This is a genomic window from Isoptericola jiangsuensis, from assembly GCF_048320105.1.
Lineage (GTDB): Bacteria > Actinomycetota > Actinomycetes > Actinomycetales > Cellulomonadaceae > Isoptericola > Isoptericola jiangsuensis_A.
The window spans coordinates 2,554,844-2,580,163 of the sequence record NZ_CP182942.1; the positions used below are offsets into that span (position 1 = coordinate 2,554,844).

Below are 25,320 nucleotides of genomic sequence, written 5' to 3' on the forward strand. Positions count from 1 at the left end.
ACGCGGACAGTCTGATCCGGTACGAACGAGACATGGTCCACGCACTGCCGCCCGAGCCCCGGTTCCGCGACGACGACGGCGGGGCGGAGCGGGCGGTGTGGGAGGTCCTCGCCGCCGAGCTGCCTGACGACGCCGCCCTCTTCCACGGCGTCCACCTGCAGGAGGACGACCAGGAGTACGAGATCGACCTGCTCGTCGCGTGGCCCGGCGTCGGAGTCGCGGCCGTCGAGGTCAAGGGCGGTCACATCGAGCGCACCGACGGCGCCTGGTACCAGGGCAGCGGGAGCCGGCAGCACCGCATCGACCCCGTGGCGCAGGTGCAGGGCGCCCGGCACGCGCTGCAGGCGCTGCTGCGCGAGCGCGGCGCCCTCGCGGCGTCGTCCCGCACCGCCCACCTCGTGGCGTTCCCGCACCGGTACGTGCCGTCCACCTGGGAGGCCCTCGACCTCCCCCGCGACATGCTGCTGGACCGCGGTGACCTCGAGTCCCCCGGCCAGGTCGTCGCCCGCGTCAAACGGGCCATCGAGCGGCACGGACAGGGCCACTTCCCGCTCGACGCGCTCGCGGTCGACGAGCTGGTCGAGTCGATCGCGGGCGGGTTCCCCGGCCAGGCCGAGCACCTGACCAGGGCGCTGGAGCACGAGACGCGGCTGGAGCAGATGACCCGCGACCAGGCGCGCGTGCTCGACACGCTGTGCCAGGTGCGCCGGATGCGCGTCGTCGGCGGCGCCGGGTCCGGCAAGACGTACCTCGCGCTGGAACAGGCGCGACGTCGCACCCGGGCCGGGGAGCGCGTCGCGCTGCTGTGCTACTCGCGCGGCCTCGGACGCTACTTCGAACGGATCACCGCGACGTGGCCGCGGCGCGAGCGGCCCGCCTACGTGGGCCTCTTCCACGACCTGCCGCTGGCCTGGGGCGCGACCGGCGGCCGCGACGACGACCCCGAGTACTGGGAGCGGGACCTGCCGCTCGAGCTCGGACGCCTCGCCGGCGAACGTGCGCCCGGCGACCTGTTCGACGCCGTCGTCGTCGACGAGGCGCAGGACTTCGGCGACCTGTGGTGGCCGTCCCTGCTGCGCTGCCTGCGTGACGCCGAGCACGGCGGCCTGTACGTGTTCCTCGACGACGCGCAGCGAGTCTTCCCGCGCGACGGACGGGCGCCCATCGACCTCGTCCCCGTCACGCTCGACGAGAACCTGCGCAGCACCAAGCAGATCGCGCAGGTGTTCGGTGCGCTGTCGCCCGACGTCGTCCGGCCGCGCGGGCTCGACGGCGCACCCGTGCGCGTCGTGGACGTCCCCGCCGATCACGCCGTCGAGGCGGCCGACGACGCCGTCGAGGCGCTGCTCGACGAAGGCTGGGACCCCGGCCAGGTGGCGCTGCTCGCGACCGGACGCCGGCACCCCGAGCAGGTGAACGTCATCGGCGCGTCCGGGCACGCGGCCTACTGGGACGACTTCTTCGCCGAGGACGACGTGTTCTACGGGCACGTGCTGGGGTTCAAGGGGCTCGAGCGTCCCGTGGTGGTGCTGGCCGTCAACGGCGTCCGCGACGAGGCGCGCGCCCGGGAGATGCTCTACACCGGCCTCTCGCGGGCGCGGACGCTGCTCGTCGTCGTCGGGGATCGGTCGTGGATCGAGGACGTCGGCGGGGAGGGCGTGCGCCGGCGGCTGGCGAAGGCGGAGGCGTGGGAGGGCGTCGGCGCGGGCTGAGCTGACGACGACACGGAGACGGGGTCGGGCCGTCGCTCGTCGACGATGAACTGGTCAATGGTTGGCGTGGGGGCGCGCCCGGAAGTGCTCGAAGCGCCACGCCAGGTGTTCCTGGTGGGGACGGTCGAGCCGGCGGCGCGGAAGGGAGAGCCTGCGTCCGTGCATCTCCTGAAGGCCGTGCTTGAGCATGGGCCCGTCGATCTCCCGGAGTAGATCGCCATCGATCTGTACCTCGTAGTCGGGCGTGATTCCGAGCATGTTCTGGTCGTAGGCCGCGTGATGGATCTTGCAGAGCGAAAGGCCGTTGTTGACTGTGGGTGCGCCGAGTTCGTGACCGTCCGGGACGATGTGTGCCGCGTCGAGCAATGCTCCATGCTTGAGTTCACAGATCGCACAGCGGGTCTCGTAGGCCACCAGCACCCTCGTGCGGAAAGCGGGCTGATGCAACCTCTGTTTGGCGAGCCGGAGACTGTACTCGCGCTGCGGGGCGGAGAGGTGTGCGGGGTCCTGGATGAATCGGAAGGCCTCATCGAGTGCGATGAGGAACTGACGATTATCCGGCTCGTCATCGACCACATACACCGGGAAGATCGGTGTGTAGATGTTGGCAATCTCCTTGCGAAAGAGAATGAGCGGCATCCCGGTGGTCATCGCGTTCCGGAGTTTTCGGTTGTCACCGCTCCAAGGGTCGCCCTTACGGTAGGCGTAGTGCAGCAGACCGTCATCGGACTCGGTGTCGTCGTAGGGGCCGTCAGCGGCGCTCACGATCGAGAGGGTGGATCCGAAGTCGCGGGGATTTCTGATTCCTCGTGAGTAGTCGATGATGGGGAGCTTCTCGTTGCGGTGCCGGAAGCTGAGGAGCTCCTCTCGACGAAGAAATCCGCCGTTCGCCTCGGCCCGTTGCCCTACCCACGCCATGACGGCCTGGCGAATCGACTTCTCGACGTCCGTGTCCACGACCTGAGCTCATCAGATTGCGGAGCAGCAGGCAAGGGTGACAGTGCAGGTCAGAGCACTTTCACCCCTCCGGCCGCCACACCCGCGCAAGGCGTCAGGTCACGTCGCCGTCGACGTAGAACCACCGCCCGTCCTCACGCACGAACCGGCTGACCTCGAGCAGCTGCCCGCGTTGCCCGTCGGCGCGGAAGTGCGCGGCGAACTCCACGGTCCCCACGGAGTCGAACGGCCCACCGCCGTCCACAGCCAGGATCTCGAGCCGCAACCACCGCTGGCCGGCATCGAGCTCCAACGACGGGGGTCGTGTCGAGGCGTGCCACGACGCCAGCAGGTAGTCGGCGTCGAGCACGACGAACGCCGAGTACCGCGACCGCATCAGCGCCTCGGCGGTCGGCGCCGCACGGACACCGCGATGCAAAGGTCCGCAGCACTCGCCGTAGGGGAGTCCGCTCAGGCAGGGGCAGCGTGCGTGGTCGTCCATGCGCCCATGATCGGGCACGAGCCGACCGGCACGCGTCGCGAAGAAATCACGTCACCGAAACACGCCGTCATCCCATCGAAACGGTTCGTCCCTAACGTCGACCTTGCGCGCAGCGAGCGCCCGGCGGAGGGGACCAGCGATGACGGACACAGTGGCCGCGGCGGCCCGAGAGGTCGACGAGGTGCCGCCCACCAAGCACCCGGTGGACGAGATCCCTCGCCTGGCGCGACTCTTCCCGCTCGGGCTGCAGCACGTGCTCGCGATGTACGCCGGCGCCGTCGCGGTGCCGCTCATCGTGGGAGGGGCGCTGGGCTACTCGGCGGCGGACCTGGCGTTCCTCATCAGCGCGGACCTGTTCGTCGCGGGCATCGCGACGATCATCCAGTCGGTGGGGTTCTGGCGGTTCGGCGTGCGGCTGCCGATCATGCAGGGGGTGACGTTCGCGGCCGTCGGCCCGATGATCAGCATCGGCACCACCTACGACATCACCGCCGTCTTCGGCGCGACCATCGCGACGGGTCTGTTCATGGTCCTCGTCGCCCCGTTCTTCTCCACGCTGCTGCGGTTCTTCCCGCCGATCGTCACGGGCACCGTCATCCTCATCATCGGCGTCTCCCTGATGGACGTCGCCGCGGGCTGGATCACGAGCCAGGGGGAGTCCGCGGCCCCGTCCGACCTCGGGCTGGCGGCCGGGACGCTGCTGTTCATCGTGCTCGTCGAACGGTTCGCGCCGTCGGCGATCGCCCGCTGCTCGGTGCTGATCGGCCTCGCGCTGGGCACGCTCGCGGCCCTGCCGATGGGCAAGGTCGACTGGTCGGGCGTCGGGGACGCCGGCTGGTTCGCCGTCGTCACGCCCCTGCACTTCGGTCTGCCGACGTTCCCCGTCGCGGCCGTGCTGTCGATGCTGGTGGTGGGCCTGGTCATCATGGTCGAGACGACGGGCGACATGATCGCCGTCGGCGAGATCGTGGAGAAGCCGGTGAGCACGAAGCGTCTCGCGGACGGTCTGCGCGCCGACGGCCTGTCCACCATGCTCGGCGGCTTCTTCAACACGTTCCCGTACACGGCGTTCGCGCAGAACGTCGGCCTGGTCAGCCTGACGGGCGTCGCGTCCCGGTTCGTGGCGACGATGGCGGGCCTCATCCTCGTGGTGCTCGGTCTGGTGCCGAAGGTCAGCGCCGTCGTCGAGGGCGTGCCCAGCGCGGTGCTGGGCGGCGCCGGGATCGCCCTGTTCGGCATGGTGGCGGCGTCGGGCATCCGGTCGCTCAGCAAGGTGCGCTTCGACAACAAGAACATCCTCGTGGTGGCCGTGGCTCTCGGCGTCGCGATGCTGCCGACGGTGAAGCCGGAGATCTACGCCGAGTTCCCCACCTGGTTCCAGCTCGTCTTCGACTCGGGCATCAGCGCCGGCGCGATCGCCGCGATCCTGCTGAACCTGCTCCTCAACGGCGATCAGCTCAAGGGCGTGCAGGACACGCAGGACGTCGCCCCGCACGACGCCCTGCGCGCGGTGCAGCCCGCCGTCCTCACCTACGACGCCGCGACGGGCACGGGCGGCACCGTCGAGGTGTCGGCACCGGCCGCGACCACCGGCACGGACGCCGTCGCCGTCGGCTCCGAGCCGGAGCCGCTCGCGTCACCGGAGCCGCCCGTGTCGTCGGAGCCGGCCGTGTCGTCGGACCCGGCTGCGACGCCTGACCCGGTCACCCCGTCGGACCCGGTGGGCGACGACGACGCCCCGACCGGCCGTTCCTGAGGCCGGGACGGACGCCGTGGTGACCACCGTGGTGCGGCCCCAGCGCGACCAGCTCGCCGTCGTCGCCAATGTCGCGCCTGCGCGGCGGGGCGGTCGACGCCGGGAGGAGCGTCGCGCACGTGCTCACGACTCGTGCGCGACGGCGTCCTCCACCCGTTCGACGACGGACCCGAGCGGCGGGTTGAGGCGTTCCTCGGCCAGCACGACGCCGAGTCCGGCCAGGACGAGCGCGGCCGACACGAGCGGCACGACCTGCACCCCGACGACGGCCACGAGCAGCGCGCCGAGCGCCGACCCGCCCGCGATGCCCAGGTTGAACACCGACGACGAGACCGCCTGCGCCATGGTGGTGCCGCGGGGTGCGACGAGCATGACGCGGTGCGACAGCACGGGCGGCACCGTGGAGAACGACAGCCCGGTGACCGCCAGGAAGAAGATCGCGGCGGCAGGGTTCGCGCCGAACGTCCACAGCCCGAGCAGTCCGACGCCGTAGAGGCTGCACCCGATGATCACGGCCGCGGCGGGATAGCGGTCCAGGTACCGGCCCACGACGATCGCCCCGACGACCCCGGCCCCGCCCTGCAGCAGCAGGAGCGCGGGGATGTCGGACTGGGTGAACCCGCTGACGTCCTGCAGGTACTGGGTCGCGAACGTGATGGTGGCGAACGCGCCGGTGACCACCAGGGCGGTGGCGACGAGCTGGAAGCCGAACCGGCGGCCGCTGGGGTGCGGTGCGACGGCGGCGCCGCCGGCGCGGGGTGCCACGGTCGGGAACAGCACGAGCACGATGACCATGACGACGGCGGACACGACGGCGACGGCGGCGAACGTGACGCGCCACGAGGTGAGCTCGCCCAGCCACGTGCCGAGCGGCACGCCGAGCACGGGGGCGAGGGAGTTGCCGACGGCGAGCCGCGACATGACGCGCCCGCGCACGATCGGCGGGAACAGGCCGATGGTGGCGGGCACGACGGCGACCCAGAAGAGTGCCTGCGCGAGCCCGGTGACGAGCCGCGCGGCCATGATCTGCTCGTAGGTGGGTGCCAGTGCGGCCCACAGCGTGGCGACGGCGGCGACACCGCAGCAGGCGGACAGGACCCAGCGCCGCGGGATCCGGCTGGTCGCCCAGGCCAGCGGCACCGACGACACGAGGACGACGAGCGCGTACGCGGTGACGAGCAGCCCGATCTCGGAGGTGGTGCGACCGAGGTCGGGGGCCATGAGGGTGAGCAGCCCGGAGGGCAGCGACTCGACGGTCACGAAGAGGAACGTCGAGGTCGCCATCGCGACGAGGATGACGGTGGCACGGCGGGTGTCGACGGCGGTCTGGGCGGGCATCGAATCGATTCTACGGCTGGACGCGGGGGCTGTGCGCAGAGCTTGGTGCGCGGAGGTCGGCGGCTTTGCGCGGGGCAGTCCGCGATCTACGGGGCAGTCCGCGATCTACGCGGCAGTTCGTGATCTACGCGGCAGTCGCGACTGCCGAACAGATCACGAACTGCCGCGTAGAAGCGCGCAGAAGGTCGGGGCGGGGGGCTCCGGCGGTGCGGCGTCCCTGCTCGCCTTGGCTGGGAACGTTCACAGCCTGCGGCTAGACTCAGCCCCATGAGCAGCACTGCGAGCCGCGACGCCGATGTCGTCCCTCCGGCCGCTGACCGGGCCGCGACCGCCGCCGCGGTGCCGTCCCCGCCCGTGCCGTCGTCGCCTGCGCCGTCGTCGCCTGCGCCGTCGTCGCCTGCGCCGTCGTCGCCCGCGCCGTCGTCGAGCCGGCGCCGCACGACCCGACGCCCGAACCGGCGTCCGACGATCCGTGACGTCGCGGCGGCGTCGGGCGTGTCCCGGGGCACGGTCTCGCGCGTCATCAACGGGGGCCACTGGGTGTCCCCCGAGGCGCGCGCGGCGGTCGAGGACGCGATCCGCAAGACGGGCTACCGCGCCAACGAGCACGCCCGGTCGCTGGTCACGGGCCGCGCCAACAGCATCGCGTTCCTGCTCACCGAGCCGCAGCACCTGCTGTTCGAGGACCCGAACTTTCCCCGGCTGCTCCGTGGCGCCACGGAGGCGGCGGCGACGCGCGAGATGCCGATGGTCCTGCTCGTGGCGGGCACCGCGGAGGAGCGCCGTCGGGTCGCCGGGTACGTGGAGGCCGGTCACGTCGACGGCGTGCTGCTGATCAGCTCGCACGCGGGCAACCCGATGCTCGCCGAGCTGCTCCGCCTGAACGTGCCGACGGTCGCGTGCGGCGTGCCGCTCGGCTACGAGGACAAGGTCGCCTACGTCGCGGCGGACGACCTGTCCGGGGGCCGTGCCATGACCCAGCACCTGCTCGACGCGGGACGCCGCCGGGTGGCCACGATCACCGGTCCGATGGACACCCCGGGAGGTGTGCTGCGCCTGCAGGGGTTCCGCGAGGCGCTCGGCGACCTGTTCGACCCGGCGCTCGTCGAGCACGGCGACTACACGCGCGAGAGCGGGCGCCGGGCGATGGCGCGGCTGCTGGCCGACCATCCCGACCTGGACGCCGTGTTCGTCCACAGCGACCTCATGGCGGCGGGTGCCCTGGTGGCCGCGCAGGCTGCCGGGCGGGACGTCCCCGGTGACGTCGCGGTGGCGGGGTTCGACGACAACGGCGTGGCCGAGCAGCTCCATCCGGCGCTGACGACGATGCGGCAGCCGTACGAGCGCATCAGCGCCGAGATGGTGCGTCTGCTCATGGAGCTGGTGGGCGGTGCGGAGCCCGCGGCGATGACGTTGCCGACGTCGCTCGTCGTCCGCGACTCGGCCTGAGCACCGTCGGTTCGGTCAGGGCCGCTGCCACTCGCGGGCGAGCATCCCGTACACGAGGGTGTCGGTCCACTCGCCCTTCGACCACCAGTCGGCGCGCAGGTGGCCCTCGCGCTTCATCCCGACGCGCTCGCACAGCAGCGCGGAGCGGTCGTTGCGGGCGTCGAGCTGGGCGACGACGCGGTGCATGCGGTAGCGGTCGAACGCGATCCCGAGCAGGGTGCGCAGCGCCTCGGTGGCGAAGCCGCGGCCGGTGAACTTCGGGTTGAAGGCCCAGCCGACCTCCCCGCGGGACACGGTGTCACCCGTCGTCCACAGGGAGACGTCGCCGACGACGGTGCCCTCGTGCTCCACGACGAGCGCCAGCGCCGACCCGGGGCCGTCCACGCCGGTGCGCGCCATGCGGCGGGCCACCTGTTCCACGGCGTTCTCGGCGGTCCACGCGTCCTCCAGGAGGAACCGCGCCGTGGTGGGGTCGCTGTAGTAGTCGAGGAGGTCCTCGACGTCGTCCTCGGCGTAGGTGCGCAGCACGAGTCGGCTCGTCCTGACGGGCAGGGGAGCGCTCGGGGGCGTCACGTCGGTCACGGGAAGGCACCCTAACCCGAGAGTGCCCGCGGGGCGCGGACGACGTCGTGTGACGCGTGAGACAGGGGCGCTGCGTCGGGGGTGCGTAGCGTGGCCTCATGGCCGACCGTCTGCGCAGCGCCACCTCCCCGTACCTGCTCCAGCACGCCGACAACCCGGTGGACTGGTGGGAGTGGGGTGACGACGCCTTCGCGGAGGCCCGGCGGCGGGACGTGCCGGTGCTGCTGTCCGTGGGGTACGCCGCCTGCCACTGGTGCCACGTCATGGCGCACGAGTCGTTCGAGGACGCGGGTGTCGCGGCCGCGATGAACGAGGGGTTCGTGGCGATCAAGGTCGACCGGGAGGAGCGTCCCGACGTCGACGCGGTCTACATGGCGGCGACGACGGCGATGACGGGGCAGGGCGGCTGGCCGATGACCGCGTTCCTCACCCCGGACGGCGATCCCTTCCACTGCGGCACGTACTTCCCGCGCGAGCAGTTCCTCGGGGTGCTGGGGGCGGTCCGGGACGCGTGGGCGGACGCCCGGGACGCTGTCGTGCAGCGCGGGTCGGCGGTCACGGCGGCGATCGCGCAGGCGACCGGGGGAGTGCCGGGAGCACCGCTCGACGACGACGCCCTCGCCGGCGCCGTCGTCGCGCTCCGCCGGGAGGCGGACGTGGTGCGCGGCGGGTTCGGCGGTGCGCCGAAGTTCCCGCCGTCGATGACCCTGGAGCACCTGCTGCGCCATCACGGGCGCACCGCCGACGAGAACGCGATCGCGATGGTGTCACGGACGTGCGAGGCGATGGCGCGCGGCGGCCTCTACGACCAGCTCGGCGGCGGGTTCGCCCGGTACGCCGTGGACGCCGCCTGGGTGGTGCCGCACTTCGAGAAGATGCTCTACGACAACGCCCAGCTCCTGCGCGTGTACGCGCACTGGTGGCGGTCCACGGGGTCGCCGCTCGCGGAGCGGGTGGTGCGGGAGACGGCGGAGTTCCTGCTGCGTGACCTGCGCACCGCGGACGGCGGCTTCGCGTCCGCGCTGGACGCGGACACCCCGGTCGACGGCGGTGGGCACGACGGCGGTGGGCACGGCGTCGAGGGTCTGACGTACGTGTGGACGCCGGACCAGCTCCGCGAGGTGCTCGGCGACGACGACGGCACGGGCGCTGCCGCCGTGCTGGGCGTCACGGACGAGGGGACGTTCGAGCACGGCTCCTCGACGTTGCAGCTCCCCCGCGACCCCGACCCGGCGTGGTGGGCACGGGTGCGTCCCGCGCTCCTCGCCGCCCGCGACCGGCGTCCTCAGCCCGCTCGCGACGACAAGGTCGTCACGGCGTGGAACGGGCTCGCGATCGCGGCGCTGGCCGACGCCGGCGCCCTGTTCGGCGAGTCCCGCTGGGTGATCGCGGCGCAGGAGTGCGCGGACCTGCTGCTGGGCACGCACGTCGTGGACGGGCGGCTGCGGCGGGCGTCGCGCGACGGCGTGGTGGGGGAGGCGCCCGGCGTCGCCGCCGACCACGGTGATCTCGCCGAGGGCCTGCTCGCGCTGCACCAGGCGACCGGGCGCCCGCGCTGGCTCACCGCCGCCGGCCGCCTGCTGGACGTCGCGCTCGACCGGTTCACGGCCGACGACGGCGGGTTCCACGACGTCGCCGACGACGCCGAACGGCTGGTCGTGCGCCCCCGTGACCTCAGCGACGGTCCCGAGCCGTCGGGCCAGTCGGCCCTGGCCGGTGCGCTGGCGACGTACGCGGCGCTCACCGGGTCCTCGCGGCACCGTGCCGCTGCCGAGGCGGCGGTCCGCGCGTCCGGGACGCTCGCCCGGCGTGCAAGCCGGTTCGCCGGGTGGACCCTGGCCACGGCGGAGGCCCTGGCGGCCGGGCCGCTGCAGGTGGCCGTCGTCGGCAGCGGCCCCGCGGCGGACGAGCTCCTGGCGACCGCACGCCGGTCCACGGCCGCGGGCGCCGTCGTCGTGCCCGGGGAGCCGGACGCCGAGGGCGTGCCGCTGCTGGCCGACCGACCGCTCGTGGACGGGGGCGCCGCCGCCTACGTGTGCCGCGGGTTCGTGTGCGACCGGCCGGTCACCACCGCCGACGACCTCGCCGCTGCCCTCGCCCGCTGACCCACCACCGCGCCCGACGACGAGGACGGCAGGCGCGCCCGACGACGAGGACGGCAGGCGGGGGCGGGGGCCTGCCGGTCAGTCGAGCGTCATCGCGTGCAGGTCGTCGAGGGAGCCGTCGAACACGTTCATGTCGATGAACTCCTCCTCGCCGGAGTACCCGTCGAGCACCTCGCGGTCCGAGTACTGCCAGAACTCCCACTCGTGCCGCGGCACGTCCGGGGTGAGGGCGACGGCACGGATCCACAGGGGGTACCGGCCGTAGTCGTCGCCGAGGTACCGGTCGCGGAACTCGGAGGTGGTGTAGAGGATCGGGGGCGCCCCGTAGTGCGCCTCGAGGTCCGCGAGCAGCGGGTCGAGGATGGCGCGCAGCTCGTCCACGGGCAGCGGATCGGCGGCGAACCCCGCGTAGAACTCGGCGTCGACCACCGGCGGCAGGGTCCCCGCCAGCGCGGGGACCTGCTCGACGACGTGCGCGGCCTGGTCCTCGCCGGGGCTCTCGAAGCTGAGGAAGTGGTAGGCGCCGACCACGAGGTCCGTCTCCAGCGCACCCGCCCAGTTCGCCGCGTAGCGTTCGTCGACGTGGCTGGACCCCTCGGTCGCCTTGACGAACGCGAAGTCGACCCCCTGGGCCGCCAGCACCGGCCAGTCGATCTCGCCCTGGTAGCGCGAGACGTCCACGCCCCGCACGTCGTAGCCGTCGGCGAGGAACCTGTTCGGCCAGATCACGCCGTTCCACACCAGCAGGGCGAGCACCCCGACGACGAGCACGAGCGACCCGGCGACCGCCACCGTCCACCGCACCCAGCGTCGTCGGCCCTGTCGCGTGCTCATGCTGCGATCCTGCCAGGCCCCGGCACGACGGCGGAACCTCGCGCCCACGTCGCACGTTGACCCCAGCGATCCCCGACCTCGGACCGAAGGACCCCCCATGCCCGCGCCCGCCCGCACCAAGCCCGCCCTGTCCCGCTGGGGGCGCGTGTACGCCGTCGTCGCCTGGATCGAGGCGTTCACGTGGGCGGGTCTGCTCGTGGGGATGTTCCTCAAGTACGTCACCGAGACCACCGAGGCCGGGGTGTGGCTGTTCGGGCGGCTGCACGGCGGCGCCTTCGTCGCGTACGGCGTGGTCACACTGATCGTCGCGGTGCAGCACCGCTGGGGCTGGTGGCGCGCGCTGGTGGCGCTCGCGGCCGCGGTCCCGCCCTTCACGACGTTGATCGCGGAGTGGTGGCTGCGTCGTACCGGGCACCTGAGCGACGTGCAGCCGCAGGAGGCGGCGGAGCCGGTGCCCGCCACCCGCTGAGCGGTCGCCGCACGCCGAGGGCGCGGCGTCGACCGGAGTTTTCCGGATCGTTACCCGTTCGGATCCCGCCGGACGATCCCGCTGGCTAGTGTGACGCGCATCCATCTCAACAGTGGGAGAAGCCACACATGCACACCATGCGTCAGCGTGCGGCCGGGGTCACCGCCCTCGGTCTCGCGTTCGCGGGTGTCGCCGCCGTCGGAGCGCTGCCCGCGCAGGCCGCCGACCCGGTCGACATCCAGATCCTTGCCACGAACGACTTCCACGGCCGCATCCAGGCCAACGGCTCCGAGGCGGGTGCCGCCGTCCTGGCCGGCGCGGTCGACGAGCTGCGCGAGGCCAACCCGAACACCGTGTTCGCCGCTGCGGGCGACCTCATCGGGGCCTCCACGTTCGAGTCGTTCATCCAGCACGACAAGCCGACGATCGACGCTCTCAACGAGGCGGGCCTCGACGTCTCGGCGGTCGGCAACCACGAGCTCGACCAGGGGTACGCCGACCTGGTCGAGCGCGTCATGGCGCCCTACGACGCCGAGACGAACCCGTTCGGCGGGGCCGAGTGGCAGTACGTCGCCGCGAACCTGAAGATGCGCGCCACCGGCGAGGACGCCGTGCCCGCGTCGTGGCTGAAGGACTTCGGCGACGTGCAGGTCGGCTTCGTCGGTGCGGTCACCGAGGAGCTGCCGTCGCTGGTGAGCCCGGCCGGCATCGCCGACCTGGAGGTCGCCGACATCGTCGAGACGGCGAATGCCGAGGCGGACGCACTCACCGCCGAGGGGGCCGACGTCGTCGTCCTCCTCGTGCACGACGGCGCGGAGACCACCGACTGCACGGCCATGGCGACGGCGGACAACGCGTTCGCCGGCATCGTCAACGGCCTGAGCCCCGAGGTGGACGCCGTCGTCTCGGGCCACACGCACCTGGCCTACGACTGCGCCTTCCCGGTGGACGAGTGGGCGGGTCGTGCCGTCACGGAGCGCCCGGTCGTCTCGGCGGGGCAGTACGGCTACAACCTCAACCAGCTCGTGTACTCGGTGGACCCGGACTCGGGCGACGTGGTGGGCCTGGAGACGGCGGTCCTGCCGCTGGCGGGCAACTACCCGGCCGACCCGGCGGTCACGACGATCGTGTCCGACGCGGTGACCGAGGCGGACGTGCTCGGTGCCGAGCCGCTGGGCGAGATCGCCGGCGCGTTCAACCGGGCGAAGCTGGCCTCCGGCGCGGAGAACCGCGGCGGCGAGTCGACGCTGGGCAACCTCGTCGCGGAGGTGCAGCGCTGGGCCACCGAGGGTGCGGAGTCGGGCGCGGCGCAGATCGCGTTCATGAACCCGGGCGGTCTGCGGGCCGACATGGTCGGCACCGGCACGGACTTCCCGCGCACGCTCACCTACAAGCAGGCCGCCGTGGTGCAGCCGTTCGCCAACACGCTGGTGAACATGCAGCTCACCGGCGCCCAGATCAAGTCGGTGCTGGAGGAGCAGTGGCAGCCCGCGGGCGCGTCGCGTCCGTTCCTGCGCCTCGGTGTCTCGGACGGGTTCGAGTACACGTTCGACCCGGCCGGCGAGGCGGGCGACCGCATCGGGACGATGTTCCTCGACGGCGAGCCCCTCGACCTCGCGGCGTCGTACTCGGTGACGGTGAACTCGTTCCTCGCGACCGGTGGGGACAACTTCTTCACGCTGGCCGAGGGCACCGGTGCGCGCGACACGGGCAAGATCGACCTCGCCGCGATGGTCGACTACCTGGCGACCTTCGCCGCCGACGAGCCGCTGGCCGTCGACTACTCCCAGCGTGCCGTCGGGGTCTCGTTCCCGGCGGACGCCCCGGCGTCGTACGCACCGGGCGCGACGGTCGCGTTCGACGTGTCGTCCTGGTCGATGTCCACCGCGGACGACGTCAAGGACGCCGAGCTCACGGTGAGCCTCGACGGCGCCGAGCTGGGTTCGTTCCCCGTGACGACCACGCCGGGCACCACCGTCGACGACCTGGTGGGCACGGCCTCGGTGTCGGTCACGCTGCCGGCGGACGTCGCGGCGGGGACGGCGACGCTGACGCTGGCCGGTGCTTCCACCGGGACCGAGGTGTCGGTGCCGGTCGAGGTCGAGGCGGCGACGCCGCAGGCCCCGGAGTACGAGTCCGGGACGGTCTACACCGCCGGCGACCAGGTGATGTACGACGGCGCCCTGTTCGAGGCGATGTGGTGGACCACCGAGACGCCGGGTGCGTCCGTGTGGGGCTCGTGGCAGGAGATCGCCACGGCCGACGACGGCACCGCCGTCTGGACCGCCTCGCGCGTGTTCGTCGCCGGTGACGTCGTCACCCACGACGGCGTGACCTGGACGGCGAAGTGGTGGACGCGGAACCAGGCGCCCGGCGCGACGCCGTGGGGTCCGTGGGAGGCGTCCTCCTGACCCGCTGACCCACAGCCCCCGCAGGGCACTGCCACCGCGCAGTGCCGAACATGCCCTGACGGCCCGTCCTGACCACCGGACGGGCCGTCAGGGCATGTTCGGCTGTTCAGAGGGCATGTTCGGCGGGCACGCAGTCGGTGCTCGGCGCGCAGTCGGCAGCCGGGCGGGCAGTCGGCAGTCGGGCGGGCAGTCGGCAGTCGGGCGGGCGGTCGGGCGGGCGCGGGGGTCAGACGGAGCGGACCGGGCGGTCGATGACGCGGGACATGACGATCGCCGTCCGCGTCTTGTCGACGCGCGCGGACACCCGGAACGTCTCCACGATGCGCTCGACGTCGGCCATGGAGTCGGCCATGATCTGCACCAGGGCGTCCGCCTCACCGGTGACGGTGTCCACCCGCACCACCTCGGGGATGGGCCCGAAGTCGCGGTGCAGCGCGGCCGGCGAGATGTTGCCGCGGCAGAAGATCTCGACGTAGGCGACGATCTTCCAGCCGAGCTGCTCGGGGGAGACCTGCACGGTGAAACCGGCGATCTCGCCGCGCGCGACCATCCGGTCGACGCGACGTTTCGCGGCCGGGGCGGAGAGCCCGACGGCGTCCCCGATCTCCGCGTACGAGGCGCGCCCGTCGCGGAGCAGGTGCGCGACGATGCGGCGGTTGATGTCGTCCATGCGTCCTCCCGGTGCGGCGATCCGTTGCGTCCAACGACAAGGATCCTGCAGATCGACCCGTCGATGCGCAGGAAACAGGCCGTCGATCACAACGCTACCCCTCCTAGCCTCTCGGTATGACGCTGCTCACACCCCCGCTGCCCGGCGGTGACACCGCGATCGCACCGCAGTCCACCGGCCGCACCGCGACCCCGCGCCACCTGCTGATGTGCCCGCCCGTGCACTTCGACGTCGTCTACGCGATCAACCCGTGGATGGACGTCAGCGTGCCCGTCGACACGGGGCTCGCCGTCGTGCAGTGGCAGGCGCTCAAGGCGGCGTACGAGGCCCGCGGCCACACGGTCGACGTCGTCCGGCCCGAGCCCGGCCTGCCCGACATGGTCTACGCGGCCAACGGCGCCGTCGTCGTCGGCGGGCGTGCGCTGGCCGCACGCTTCACCTACCCCGAACGGCAGCCCGAGGGCGTCGCCTACGAGGCGTGGCTGCGCACCACCGGTGCCCGGCACGGCATCGTCAGCCTCGGCCAGGCGGTCGAGCGCAACGAGGGCGAGGGCGACCTGCTGTGGGACGGCGAGGTGCTGCTGGCCGGCACCGGGTTCCGCACCACGCGCGAGGCGCACGCCGAGGCGGCCGCCCGGCTCGACGTCGGCGTCCTCACGCTCGAGCTCGTCGACCCGCGCTTCTACCACCTCGACACGGCCCTCGCCGTCCTGAGCACGGCGTCGGGCACCCGCGGGACCGAGGGCGCCGCTGCGGCCGAGATCGCCTACTTCCCGGGCGCGTTCACCCCGGCGTCGTTGGCGGTGCTGCGCGAGCGCTACCCCGACGCGATCGAGGCGAGCGAGGACGATGCCGCCGTGCTGGGTCTCAACGCCGTCAGCGACGGACGCCACGTGTTCCTCACGGACCGCGCCACCGGCATGCACGCCGCGCTGCGTGAACGAGGGTTCGAGCCCGTCGGCGTCGACCTGTCCGAGCTGCTCAAGGGCGGCGGGTCCGTGAAGTGCTGCACCCTCGAGCTCCGCCCGGCGCGCACGACGGAGGTGGCCGCATGAGCACCGTCGACCTGCTGGACGTCGCCGCCACCGCCCGCTGGGTCCGCTCCCGGGGCGCCGAGCGCATCATCGGTGAGCTCACCGACGCCCTCGCGGCAGACTTCCGCCGCTGGCCCCAGCTCGACAAGCGCGAACGCGTCGCCTCGCACTCGCCGGGCGGCGTCATCGAGCTGATGCCCGCCTCCGACGGCGTCACCTACGGCTTCAAGTACGTCAACGGCCACCCGACCAACCCGGCGCGCGGGTTCCAGACCGTCACCGCGTTCGGCGTGCTCGCCGACGTGCACAACGGCTACCCGACCTTCCTGGCGGAGATGACGCTGCTCACGGCGCTGCGCACGGCGGCGACGTCGGGTCTCGCCGCGCGCACGCTGGCCCGGCCGGACGCCCGCACCCTCGCGCTCCTCGGCACCGGCTCGCAGGCCGAGTTCCAGGCCCTCGGGATGCGTGCCGCGCTGGGGATCACGCACCTGCGGGCGTGGGACGTCGACCCCGCCGCCCGGGAGAAGCTGGTGCGCAACGCCCGCGGCCTCGGGTTCGTCGTGCACGAGGCGACCAGCGCAGCCGACGCCGTCACGGGCGCCGACGTCGTCACCACCTGCACGGCGGACAAGCGCAACGCCACCGTGCTCACCGCCGACATGCTCGCCGCCGCCGCGCCGGGCGTGCACGTCAACGCCATCGGCGGCGACTGCCCCGGCAAGACGGAGCTCGAGCCCGCGATCCTCACCGCGCCCGGCACCGCCGTCGTCGTGGAGTACACCCCGCAGACCCGGATCGAGGGGGAGATCCAGCAGCTCGACCCCGACTTCGCGGTCACCGAGCTGTGGCAGGTCCTCGTCGGTGACGCGCCCGGACGGACGTCGTCCGAGCAGGTCACCGTGTTCGACTCCGTCGGGTTCGCCGTCGAGGACTGGTGCGCCCTGCGGTACGTCCACGACGCCGTCCGCCGCGACCCGTGGGCCCGCGACCTGCTGCAGCGCGTGGACCTGATCGCCGAGCCCGCCGACCCCAAGGACCTCTTCTCCCTCGTCGCGGCACCCGTGCTCACCCCGTCGGTGTGACGCGACGACCGGTTCCGCCGGGGTGTGCCCGGCGGGACCGGTCGTGAAGGTCGTCACCCTCCCCGGTGCCGGTGCGGGCGTCGACCGGCGTCGACCTGCGACGCCGCGCGGTGGACCGCCTCGGCGTGGCCGAGGCGGTGGCGAATCGATTTCTGCGCACGGGCAAGCGCCTGCCACAATGCCGTCCGACGGACGATCCGGCAGGGGACACGCATGACGAGCGGTGAGGGCACGGCGCCGAGCGGCGGGCAGGCCGTCGACGATGCCATCGCGCGGATGCGCGCCGTCGCGGACGAAGGCCGGTCGGGCGCGGCAGCACCCGGCGCGGCGGGCACGGTCGACGCCGACGTGCTGCGCACGGCGCTCGCGACCCTCGGCGACCCGGAGCAGCGGATCCTGTGGGACCACCACGTCCTGGGCCGCAGCGTCGACACCGTCGCCGACTCCCTGGGGATGCACGTCCGCGCGGCGGCGCGCCGGCTGCGGAAGGCCGAGGAACAGCTCGCCGCCGCACTGTCGGCGTCGCACGCGCGCGGCGTCGTGCAGCAGGTGTGCGCCGAGACCCGCGGCGCACTGCACGACTACGTCGGCCACCGCCTCGGTGGCGGCCGGCGCGCGGTGCTCGAGGATCACCTGTTCGGCTGCGCCGGCTGCCTGCGCGCCTTCGTCGACGTCCGGGAGACGTCCTGGGCGTTGCGGGACGCCGCCCCGGTGCTGCTGGGCCCGCTCGCGGCGAGCGGGGTCTCGGTCCCCGTCGTCCTGGGCGCGGCCGGGGCGAGCGGGTCGGCGGGCGCGGCAGGCTGGTTCGCCGGCGCGGGGGCCGGCGTGGCCGCGTTCGTCGAGTGGGTCGTCCGGGGAGCGCGGCGCCTCCTGACGCAGCCTGTCGGGCTGGCGGCGGGCGCGGCCGCAGCCGTCGTCGCCGTGGCGGCGGTCGCGATGAGCCTCGCCCCCGGTGGCACGCCGGCCGGTCTGCCGGTCCCCGTGGCGGCGTCGCCCTCGGCGGACACCCCCGAGGAGGCGGCGCCGACGGCGCCCGCGGAACCTGGTCCGACGGCGTCACCGGCCGACGTGACGCCGACGCCGTCGGCCGCGCCCGAGGCGGACGGTGACGACGGCGAGCCCGAGGCGGCGGACGTCGGCGCCCGGGAGCAGGCAGAGCCTGGCGTCGAGGCGGACGCCGGGTCCGGGGCTGGTCCGGACGACGCCGAGGCTCCCGAGGACGACGGCGGACGTGCCCGGCCCGACGCCACGGTGGAGCCCGACGTCGGGCCGGCTCCGGAGCCCGACCCTGAGGAGGACCAGTCCGACGGCACGGTGCCCGACACCTCGGACGTGACGCCCGGTCCGGAAGATCCTGGCGGGTCGGACGAGACAGAGGAGACGGTGGCCCCGCCGCCGGGACCCGAGGTCTCGCGGCCGAAGCCCGAGCCCTCCGAGCCCGTGAAGCCCCCGGAGCCGGAGCCCGTGACGGCGAGCCTGACCCTCCGGGTCGGAGGATTCGGCTGGTTCCGGGTGGTGCCTACCGACGGTGGCGAGATCGTCTCCGTGACGGGCGGGAACCGCACCGAGATCTCGCAGGACCGGCAGGGCCGCTGGTGGGTGCGCACCATCGGGTCTCGTGAGCGCGACGTCACCGTCGAGGTGCGTGGTGAGGCGGGGTCCGAGCCGGGCGCACGACTGTCCTTTTTCGGCCTCGAACGCTGACGTCCCGTGCGCGTCGAGGACGGCAGCCGGGCGCGTCAGGCGCGCTGCAGGAGCACCAGCACCTCGTAGTGGTCGGTCTGCGGGAACATGTCCAGCAGCCGGGCGCGGCGGGGGCGCAGCGACGGCATGTCCGCCAGGTCGCGGGCCAGCGTGGTGGCGTTGCACGACGAGTAGACGACGTGCCGCGCCCCGGACCGCTCCAGCCGCCCCGCGAGGTCCGCGCCGATACCGCGTCGCGGCGGGTTGACGATCACCAGCTCCGGGTCGGCGTCGCTGCCGAGCGCGAACGAGGCCGCGTCCCCGGCGTCGAACCGGACGTCCGCCATCGCCCCACGCCACCAGGCGGCGTCGTGGTCGCCGACGACGACGTCCGGCGGCAGCGCGGCCAGCTCCGCCGCCGTCGTGGTCGCCGAGGCGACCGCCTCCGCGGAGATCTCGATGCCGGTGACGGCGCGGCCGGGCGCCGCGCAGTGCAGCGCGAACCCGCCCACCCCGCAGTACAGGTCCCACACCGAGGCCGGTGCGATGTCGTCCACCCACTCGCGCGCCTGCCGGTACAGGGCTGCCGCGACGTCGGTGTTGGTCTGGAAGAAGCTCTGCGGGCGCAGGTGCAGGGTGATGCCGTCGAGCCGCATCGGCAGGGTGCTGCGCTCGGTGAGCACGATCTCCTGCTCGCCCTCCAGCACCGCGGCGTGCGCCGGCTGGACGTTGACGCTGAGCACCGCCAACGCCGGCAGCGTGGCCGCCAGCCACCCCAGGTGCTTGCGCACGCGGTCGACGGCGGCGGTGGAGCGCAGCACGAGCCGCACCATCAGCTCGCCGTCCGGGGAGAGCGTGACCAGCACGTGCTTGAGCTCGCCGCGGGCGGCGGCGTCGCGCGGGGTGACCCTGCGGCGGCGTCCGTCGGGGCCGACGGCGGGGGCCAGGTCGTAGGGCGTGAGGTCCGCGCGCGTGACCAGCTCGCTGAGCGGCCCGAACGCGGCCTGCAGCTCCGGCGGGTACAGAGGGCAGTCGGTCAGGTCGACGTCGAGGCCCGCGTACGGCCCGGGCGGGCCGACGATGCCGAGCACCGGCGCCTCGGCCGTGCCCAGCGCGACCATCTTCGCCTTGTTGCGGAACCCCGCACCGGGGCCGACGACGGGCGGCAGCCACGCGACGTCGTCGTACGCCGCCAGCAGGTCACGGACGTGCTCCTCCTTGCCGCGCACCTGGTCAGGGCGCGGGACGTCCAGGAGGGTGCACGACCGGCACCGGCCGGCATCGAAGTGGAGGCACTGCACCCGTCCATTGTCGGTCCTGGCGCTCGCGGGGCGTGCCGGGGTGCCGTGCCGTGCCGAAGCGTCGCGCCGTGCCGTGCCGGAGCGTCGCGCCGTGCCGGGGGAACCGCTGCGGCGCGTAGGCTTCGGAGCCGGTCACGAGCCAAAGGAGTGAGGCATGACTCAGCGCACCATCGTCATCACCGGCGCCTCGGACGGCATCGGCGCAGCGGTCGCGAGGAAGCTCGCGGACCGCGGGGACCGGCTGCTGCTCGTCGGACGCCGGCGCGACAAGATCGACGCCGTGGCCCGCCCCCTGGGAGCCGACGCCCTGGTCGCCGACTTCGAGAGCCTGGCGGACGTGCGCTCGCTCGCCGCCGAGATCCGCCGGCGCACCGACCGCATCGACGTGCTCGTCAACAACGCCGGCGGGGTCTTCGCCGACCGCGTGGTCACCGCGGACGGCAACGAGCGCACCATGCAGGTCAACCACTACGCAGGATTCCTGCTCACGAACCTGCTGATCGACCTCCTGCTGGCCGGCGACGCCACCGTCGTCAACACCTCCAGCGTCGCCGCCCACGCCTTCGCCAAGCTGGACATGACCGACCTCGACGCCTCCGGGAGGTTCCGGTCCATGAAGGTCTACGGCGACTCGAAGCTCGCGAACATCCTGTTCGCCAAGGGGCTGCACACCCGCTTCCACGACCAGGGCCTCAGCGCCGTCGCCGTGCACCCGGGTGCCATCGCCTCCAACTTCGGCAAGGAGACGGGCAACGTCCTGGTGCGGCTCCTGTACAGCACCGTGCTGTCCCGCCTGCTCTCGACGTCCGAGTCCGGTGCCGACAACCTCGTGTGGGCCGTGGACGGCACACCCGGCGAGACGTGGGTGTCCGGCGAGTACTACGAGGGGCCGAACCGGTTCCCCCGGCGGCCCAACCCTCAGCAGAACGACGCCGCCCTCGCCGACGCCCTGTGGGCCGAGAGCGCCCGGCGCACCGGGCTCGACGTCGCACGGACTCCGGTGCCACCCGTCCAGGAGTAACCATGGCCCGCTTCCACCCCGACCTCACCCTCGCGCGGATGATCCCCCCGTTCAGCTTCGGCCCGCGCGTCGCCGCGCTCGCCAACAGCAGAGCGCCGTCGTACCCGGCGGCGCCGGACGACGTCGAGATCGAGAACGTGGACGTGCCCGGCCCGGCGGGGGCACCGGCCGTCCCGGCACGGATCTACCGGCCGCGCGGACTGGCCGGCCCGGCCCCCGCGCTGCTGTGGATCCACGGCGGCGGCATGATCATCGGCAGCCCCGCCCAGGACGAGCGCACCAGCATCGCGTTCGCCCGCGTCCTCGGGCTCACCGTGGTCTCCGTCGACTACCGGCTCGCCCCGCAGCACCCCGCGCCCGCTGCCCTGGAGGACTGCTACGCGGTGCTGTCCTGGACGCTGCGGCACGCCGCCGAGCGAGGCATCGACCCGGACCGCATCGCCGTCGGGGGTGCCAGCGCCGGTGGCGGGCTGGCTGCCGGGCTCACCCTCCTCGCCCACGACCGCGGCGAGATCCCGGTCGCGTTCCAGCTGCTCGTCTACCCGATGATCGACGACCGCACCGTCACCCGCACCGACCACGACGTGCCCGGGGTGCGGATGTGGAGCAAGAAGAGCAACCGCTACGGGTGGACGTCGTACCTCGGCCAGGAGCCGGGCGGTGCCGGCATCTCCGCGTACGCCGCGCCCGCCCGCCGCGAGGACCTCGGCGGCCTGCCGCCGGCGTGGATCGGCGTCGGCACCTTCGACCTGTTCCACGACGAGGACGTGGCCTACGCCCGGCGCCTGCGGGACGCCGGTGTGCCCTGCGAGCTGCTCGTCGTCGACGGGGCGTTCCACGGCTTCGACGCCGTCCTGCCGAAGAAGAAGGTCACGGCGGACTTCTGGCGCGCGCAGGCCGCTGCCCTGCAGCGGGCGCTCGACCTCTGACCGAATGAGGAGTGCACTCCGAGCCGCGACTCCCGCGCGGGGTATCGCCGGGGGATTTCCCCGCATGGGCGGGTTCGTGCCGTTGTACTGGAACGGGATCCGAGGGTGGCCGAGTGTCGGCTGAGTTTCCAGTGAGAGTGCCTTCGCGGCCTAAAGGATCGAACCGCTGATTCTTCACCCGCCGGGCGCTGTCCTGCGGTTCGTGGAGGAGCCGGTCCAAAGTTACCCTGGAACAGGCAGACAGTGTGGTCGGGCAAGGAGTTCAGATGGAAATCGGAGAGCGACTCGCGTCACTGGCGACGAAGATCGAGCAGCAGAGAGCGACGATTGAGACGGAAGAGGCCACAAAAAACGCCTTCGTGATGCCGTTCATCTCGCTGGTTCTCGGATATGACGTGTTCAACCCGAACGAGGTCGTCCCAGAGTTCACCGCTGACGTGGGGACGAAGCGCGGCGAGAAGGTGGACTATGCCATCGTGAAGGATGGAGAGGTCCAGATGCTGGTCGAGGCGAAGGCTGTCGGGGCTCCATTGAACCTGAATCATGCTTCGCAACTCTTTCGATACTTCGCCACTACCAATGCCCGAATTGCAGTACTAACCAACGGGCAGAGCTACCATTTCTTCACCGATCTGGACAAACCGAATCGGATGGACGAGAAGCCGTTTCTTCAGCTTGATCTGCTTGATATCGACGAGACTCTGGTTCCTGAACTTCAGAAGCTCACCAAAGACTCATTCGACCTTAACTCGGTGGTGAATGCGGCAGAAGAGCTCAAGTACATCGGAGCGCTCAAGAGGGTTCTGGCAGCGCAGTTTCGAGATCCGGATGATGATTGGGTCAAGGCGCTGACGAACCGTGTTTACGAGGGCTCCTTCACGCAGCGCGTCAAGGATCAGTTCAGGACGCTGGTGGGGAAGGCGTCCAAGCAGTTTCTCGCTGACCAGGTGAACGAGCGACTCAAGGCCGCGCTTGGTAGTCAGGCGTACGGCGAGACATCTGCCAGCGTTATGTCGGGGATGGAAGCAGCGGAGGAGAGCGTCGAGGAGGCCGACGCTCCGGACTCACGAGGAATCGAAACCACCCTGGAAGAAATAGAGGGTTACCAGATTGTCCCCGCGATCGTGTGCAGCGAAGTAACTCCGAGCAGGATTGTTCACCGAGACACGAAGAGCTACATGGGTATCCTCTTGGATGACAACAATCGTAAGCCCATTGCTCGCCTTCATTTTAATACCGGTAAGAAGTATCTGGGTCTCTTCGACGAAGCCAAGGTTGAGACGCGCCACTATATAGAAACTATTGACGAGATCTATGGCCATGCAGAACACCTGCGCAAGACTGTCCACAACTATGCTTAGCCGGGGTCACGTGCATATCTCACAGGCTTAACGGTTCAGAAAGGTGACGGGCTCTAGGCGACGAAGAGGCAGAACGGGTGGCCGGCCGGGTCGGCGTACACGTACAGAGGCTCGTCGGGATCGTCGGTGCGGTCGAGGAGCAGCGTCGCGCCGAGCGCGAGAGCGCGTTCGTGCTGGCGGGCGAGCTCGGCGACGTCGGGCACGGTGGCGTCGAGGTGCAGCTGCTGCGGTACCGCGCCGTCTGGCCACGTGGACGGCGTGAGCCGGGCGACCTGCTGGAACGCCAGCCCGAGGCCCGGGCCGTGCAGCACCAGCCAGTCGGTGCCGCGCGGGTCCGGCCCGCCGGGCACGGGCGGCTCGTCCCCGGGGCGGTACGTCAGCCCGAACAGCTCGCGGTAGAACTCGGCGAGCGCGCGAGCGTCGGTCGTGTCCAGCACCACCTGACGGATCTGCGGGTACGTGGTCATGGTCGGGACTCCTGGGGGAACGACTCGGCGATGGCCCGCACCGTCGCGACGTGGGCGCGGTGGTCGATGTCGGGGATGTTCGTCGCGCGGGGGATCAGCCCGACGGCCCCGTCGATCTCCTCGCGCAGGACGTCGGCGTGACCGGCGTGGCGGGACAGGTCCGTGATGACGTGCAGGATCACCCGGTGCAGCGTGACGTCTCCGCGATCGCCCCACCACGGCACGTGGCCGTGCGCCTCCAGGGGTAGGTCGGCGATGGTGGAGTCGGCGAACTCCGCCACGCGGCCGTACAGGTCGAGGATGCCTCGGGACGACTCGTCGGCGGAGAGGTAGAGGTCGGCGTTCGGGTCGTCGTCGAAGTCGTCGAGCCAGGGGACCTCGTCCGGCGTCGGCCACGCGCGGGAGAACGTCTCCCCGAAGTAGCCGATCTCGATGCCGGCCGCATGCTTGACCAGCCCGATCAGGTTGGTCCCCGTGCTGGTGCGCGGCATGCGCAGCTCACGCTCGGACAGTCCTTCGCACTTCCACCGCAGTGCCGTGCGGACGTCGTGCAGGTAGTGCAGGAGCATCTGCTTCGTCCCGGGCAGCGTGTTCACTCGAGCCTCCTCGTCGGGTGCGTGCTTCGAACCTACGACCTCGTGGTGCCTGAGGGGCGCCTTGGAGACCATCCGGTGCCGTCAGGACGAGGTTGGCCGTCGGGCACCCCGCAGGCCAGCGCTGGCCGCTGGCGGCACCCGGCGTTAGCGTCGTGACGAGGTCATGCCGCGGCCTCGTCACCACCGTTCACCACCGTTCACCACCAGGAGGACACTGATGACCGACGACGCGTTCCCGGCCCAGCAGCAGCAGCCCCCGGGCCTGACCGACGCGATGGACCCGGTCCCGGACCACGGCGAGTCGAGCTATCGCGGCAGCGGCAGGCTCGACGGGCTGCGTGCTCTGATCACGGGCGGAGACTCGGGGATCGGACGGGCGGTCGCCATCGCCTTCGCCCGCGAGGGTGCGGACGTGGCTATCGGCTTCCTGCCCGAGGAGCAGCAGGACGCCGAGGAGACGGCCCGCTGGATCAGGGAGGCCGGCCGGACCGCGGTCCTGCTGCCGGGCGACATCACGGACGAGAGCGCTGCCCGCGCGCTGCCCGGGGACGCTGCCCGTGCGCTGGGGGGCCTGGACGTCCTGGTCAACAACGCGGGCTTCCAGATGGCGCGGCGTGACGCCTTCGAGGACGTCACGACCGCCGAGATCGACCGCACCCTGCACACGAACCTGTACGCCCTGTTCTGGGTGACCCAGGCGGCGCTGGCCCACCTGGGCGAGGGGGCGAGCATCATCAACAACTCGTCGATCCAGGCGTTCCAGCCGTCCACGTCCCTGCTGGACTACGCCTCGACGAAGGCCGCGATCAACAACCTCACCGTGAACCTCGCGGCGGAGCTCGGTCCGCGCGGCATCCGGGTGAACGCGGTGGCTCCCGGTCCGATCTGGACGCCGCTGCAGCCGTCCACCCAGCCCGAGGAGAAGATCGAGAAGTTCGGTCAGGACACGCCGCTGGGCCGTGCAGGGCAGCCGGCGGAGGTCGCGCCGGCCTTCGTGTTCCTCGCCTCGCCCTCGGACGCCGCGTACGTCTCCGGCACCGTGCTGGGCGTGACCGGCGGCAAGCCGGTGTTCTGACCCC

At 72.1% G+C, this 25,320-nt stretch carries 22 protein-coding genes; 13 read left to right on the top strand and 9 right to left on the bottom strand.

The features are described 5' to 3' along the window. Positions 1–32: 32 nt before the first annotated feature. The gene (locus tag ACNHYB_RS11880; RefSeq protein WP_418275549.1) at positions 33–1,712 is read left to right on the top strand and encodes an NERD domain-containing protein; all 1,680 of its coding nucleotides are present in this window, start codon (positions 33–35) and stop codon (positions 1,710–1,712) included. 54 nt (positions 1,713–1,766) lie between these two features. Here the strand turns inward: ACNHYB_RS11880 and ACNHYB_RS11885 are convergent, their stop codons facing one another. Beyond that, positions 1,767–2,669 (bottom strand): HNH endonuclease, encoded by a 903-nt coding sequence (locus tag ACNHYB_RS11885; RefSeq protein WP_418275550.1) that lies wholly within the window; start codon positions 2,667–2,669, stop codon positions 1,767–1,769. A 94-nt stretch (positions 2,670–2,763) separates the two neighbouring features. Continuing rightward, entirely contained in the window at positions 2,764–3,150 is a 387-nt protein-coding gene (locus ACNHYB_RS11890) for a YchJ family protein (RefSeq protein WP_418275551.1), read from the bottom strand. A gap of 139 nt (positions 3,151–3,289) precedes the next feature. On the opposite strand from ACNHYB_RS11890, the gene ACNHYB_RS11895 reads away from it, so the two are divergent. Beyond that, a complete protein-coding gene (locus ACNHYB_RS11895; RefSeq protein WP_418275552.1) occupies positions 3,290–4,906 on the top strand; it encodes a solute carrier family 23 protein in 1,617 nt (538 codons plus the stop codon). 123 nt (positions 4,907–5,029) lie between these two features. Here ACNHYB_RS11895 and ACNHYB_RS11900 read toward each other — a convergent pair whose 3' ends face one another. Next, on the bottom strand, positions 5,030–6,244 hold the full coding sequence (locus tag ACNHYB_RS11900) for an MFS transporter (protein WP_418275553.1): 1,215 nt from the start codon (positions 6,242–6,244) through the stop codon (positions 5,030–5,032). A gap of 267 nt (positions 6,245–6,511) precedes the next feature. Between ACNHYB_RS11900 and ACNHYB_RS11905 the strand changes: the two genes are divergently transcribed. Next, entirely contained in the window at positions 6,512–7,693 is a 1,182-nt protein-coding gene (locus ACNHYB_RS11905; RefSeq protein ID WP_418275554.1) for a LacI family DNA-binding transcriptional regulator, read from the top strand. A 15-nt stretch (positions 7,694–7,708) separates the two neighbouring features. Here ACNHYB_RS11905 and ACNHYB_RS11910 read toward each other — a convergent pair whose 3' ends face one another. Then, positions 7,709–8,275 carry a GNAT family N-acetyltransferase gene (locus ACNHYB_RS11910; RefSeq protein WP_418275555.1) on the bottom strand — a complete coding sequence of 189 codons (567 nt, stop codon included), beginning with the start codon at positions 8,273–8,275 and terminating at the stop codon, positions 7,709–7,711. Positions 8,276–8,373: 98 nt separating this feature from the next. Here ACNHYB_RS11910 and ACNHYB_RS11915 point away from each other — a divergent pair, with 98 nt between their 5' ends. Beyond that, complete coding sequence (locus ACNHYB_RS11915; protein ID WP_418275556.1) at positions 8,374–10,380, top strand: thioredoxin domain-containing protein; 2,007 nt, start codon at positions 8,374–8,376, stop codon at positions 10,378–10,380. 78 nt (positions 10,381–10,458) lie between these two features. Here ACNHYB_RS11915 and ACNHYB_RS11920 read toward each other — a convergent pair whose 3' ends face one another. Further along, on the bottom strand, positions 10,459–11,214 hold the full coding sequence (locus tag ACNHYB_RS11920; protein WP_418275557.1) for a GH25 family lysozyme: 756 nt from the start codon (positions 11,212–11,214) through the stop codon (positions 10,459–10,461). Between the two features lie 97 nt (positions 11,215–11,311). Here ACNHYB_RS11920 and ACNHYB_RS11925 point away from each other — a divergent pair, with 97 nt between their 5' ends. Together ACNHYB_RS11925 and ACNHYB_RS11930 are read left to right on the top strand one after the other, a co-directional pair. Next, positions 11,312–11,683 (top strand): DUF3817 domain-containing protein, encoded by a 372-nt coding sequence (locus ACNHYB_RS11925; protein WP_418275558.1) that lies wholly within the window; start codon positions 11,312–11,314, stop codon positions 11,681–11,683. 128 nt (positions 11,684–11,811) lie between these two features. Continuing rightward, the gene (locus ACNHYB_RS11930) at positions 11,812–14,094 is read left to right on the top strand and encodes a 5'-nucleotidase C-terminal domain-containing protein (RefSeq protein ID WP_418275559.1); all 2,283 of its coding nucleotides are present in this window, start codon (positions 11,812–11,814) and stop codon (positions 14,092–14,094) included. A 226-nt stretch (positions 14,095–14,320) separates the two neighbouring features. Here ACNHYB_RS11930 and ACNHYB_RS11935 read toward each other — a convergent pair whose 3' ends face one another. Next, positions 14,321–14,764 carry an Lrp/AsnC family transcriptional regulator gene (locus ACNHYB_RS11935; protein ID WP_418275560.1) on the bottom strand — a complete coding sequence of 148 codons (444 nt, stop codon included), beginning with the start codon at positions 14,762–14,764 and terminating at the stop codon, positions 14,321–14,323. 116 nt (positions 14,765–14,880) lie between these two features. On the opposite strand from ACNHYB_RS11935, the gene ddaH reads away from it, so the two are divergent. From ddaH to ACNHYB_RS11950, 3 genes are all read left to right on the top strand, one after another. Next, the gene (gene ddaH, locus ACNHYB_RS11940) at positions 14,881–15,819 is read left to right on the top strand and encodes a dimethylargininase (protein ID WP_418275561.1); all 939 of its coding nucleotides are present in this window, start codon (positions 14,881–14,883) and stop codon (positions 15,817–15,819) included. After that, on the top strand, positions 15,816–16,883 hold the full coding sequence (locus ACNHYB_RS11945; protein WP_418275562.1) for an ornithine cyclodeaminase: 1,068 nt from the start codon (positions 15,816–15,818) through the stop codon (positions 16,881–16,883). The genes ddaH and ACNHYB_RS11945 overlap by 4 nt, the downstream gene beginning before the upstream one ends. A gap of 213 nt (positions 16,884–17,096) precedes the next feature. Further along, on the top strand, positions 17,097–18,587 hold the full coding sequence (locus ACNHYB_RS11950; protein ID WP_418275563.1) for a zf-HC2 domain-containing protein: 1,491 nt from the start codon (positions 17,097–17,099) through the stop codon (positions 18,585–18,587). Between the two features lie 35 nt (positions 18,588–18,622). Here ACNHYB_RS11950 and rlmC read toward each other — a convergent pair whose 3' ends face one another. Next, the gene (gene rlmC / locus ACNHYB_RS11955; RefSeq protein ID WP_418275564.1) at positions 18,623–19,867 is read right to left on the bottom strand and encodes a 23S rRNA (uracil(747)-C(5))-methyltransferase RlmC; all 1,245 of its coding nucleotides are present in this window, start codon (positions 19,865–19,867) and stop codon (positions 18,623–18,625) included. Positions 19,868–20,021: 154 nt separating this feature from the next. On the opposite strand from rlmC, the gene ACNHYB_RS11960 reads away from it, so the two are divergent. The 3 genes from ACNHYB_RS11960 (at position 20,022) to ACNHYB_RS11970 (ending at position 23,178) form a co-directional block, all read left to right on the top strand. Beyond that, positions 20,022–20,888 (top strand): SDR family NAD(P)-dependent oxidoreductase, encoded by an 867-nt coding sequence (locus ACNHYB_RS11960; RefSeq protein ID WP_418275565.1) that lies wholly within the window; start codon positions 20,022–20,024, stop codon positions 20,886–20,888. Between the two features lie 2 nt (positions 20,889–20,890). Continuing rightward, complete coding sequence (locus tag ACNHYB_RS11965) at positions 20,891–21,817, top strand: alpha/beta hydrolase (protein ID WP_418275566.1); 927 nt, start codon at positions 20,891–20,893, stop codon at positions 21,815–21,817. Between the two features lie 266 nt (positions 21,818–22,083). Continuing rightward, entirely contained in the window at positions 22,084–23,178 is a 1,095-nt protein-coding gene (locus tag ACNHYB_RS11970) for a type I restriction endonuclease (RefSeq protein ID WP_418275567.1), read from the top strand. 53 nt (positions 23,179–23,231) lie between these two features. On the opposite strand, the gene ACNHYB_RS11975 is transcribed toward ACNHYB_RS11970, so the two are convergent. Together ACNHYB_RS11975 and ACNHYB_RS11980 are read right to left on the bottom strand one after the other, a co-directional pair. Beyond that, complete coding sequence (locus tag ACNHYB_RS11975) at positions 23,232–23,645, bottom strand: VOC family protein (RefSeq protein ID WP_418275568.1); 414 nt, start codon at positions 23,643–23,645, stop codon at positions 23,232–23,234. Next, positions 23,642–24,241, bottom strand: a complete 600-nt coding sequence (locus ACNHYB_RS11980) for a DinB family protein (RefSeq protein WP_418275569.1) — start codon at positions 24,239–24,241, stop codon at positions 23,642–23,644. The genes ACNHYB_RS11975 and ACNHYB_RS11980 overlap by 4 nt, the downstream gene beginning before the upstream one ends. 217 nt (positions 24,242–24,458) lie before the next feature. Between ACNHYB_RS11980 and ACNHYB_RS11985 the strand changes: the two genes are divergently transcribed. Beyond that, on the top strand, positions 24,459–25,316 hold the full coding sequence (locus ACNHYB_RS11985; protein ID WP_418275570.1) for an SDR family oxidoreductase: 858 nt from the start codon (positions 24,459–24,461) through the stop codon (positions 25,314–25,316). The last annotated feature ends 4 nt before the right edge of the window (positions 25,317–25,320 follow it).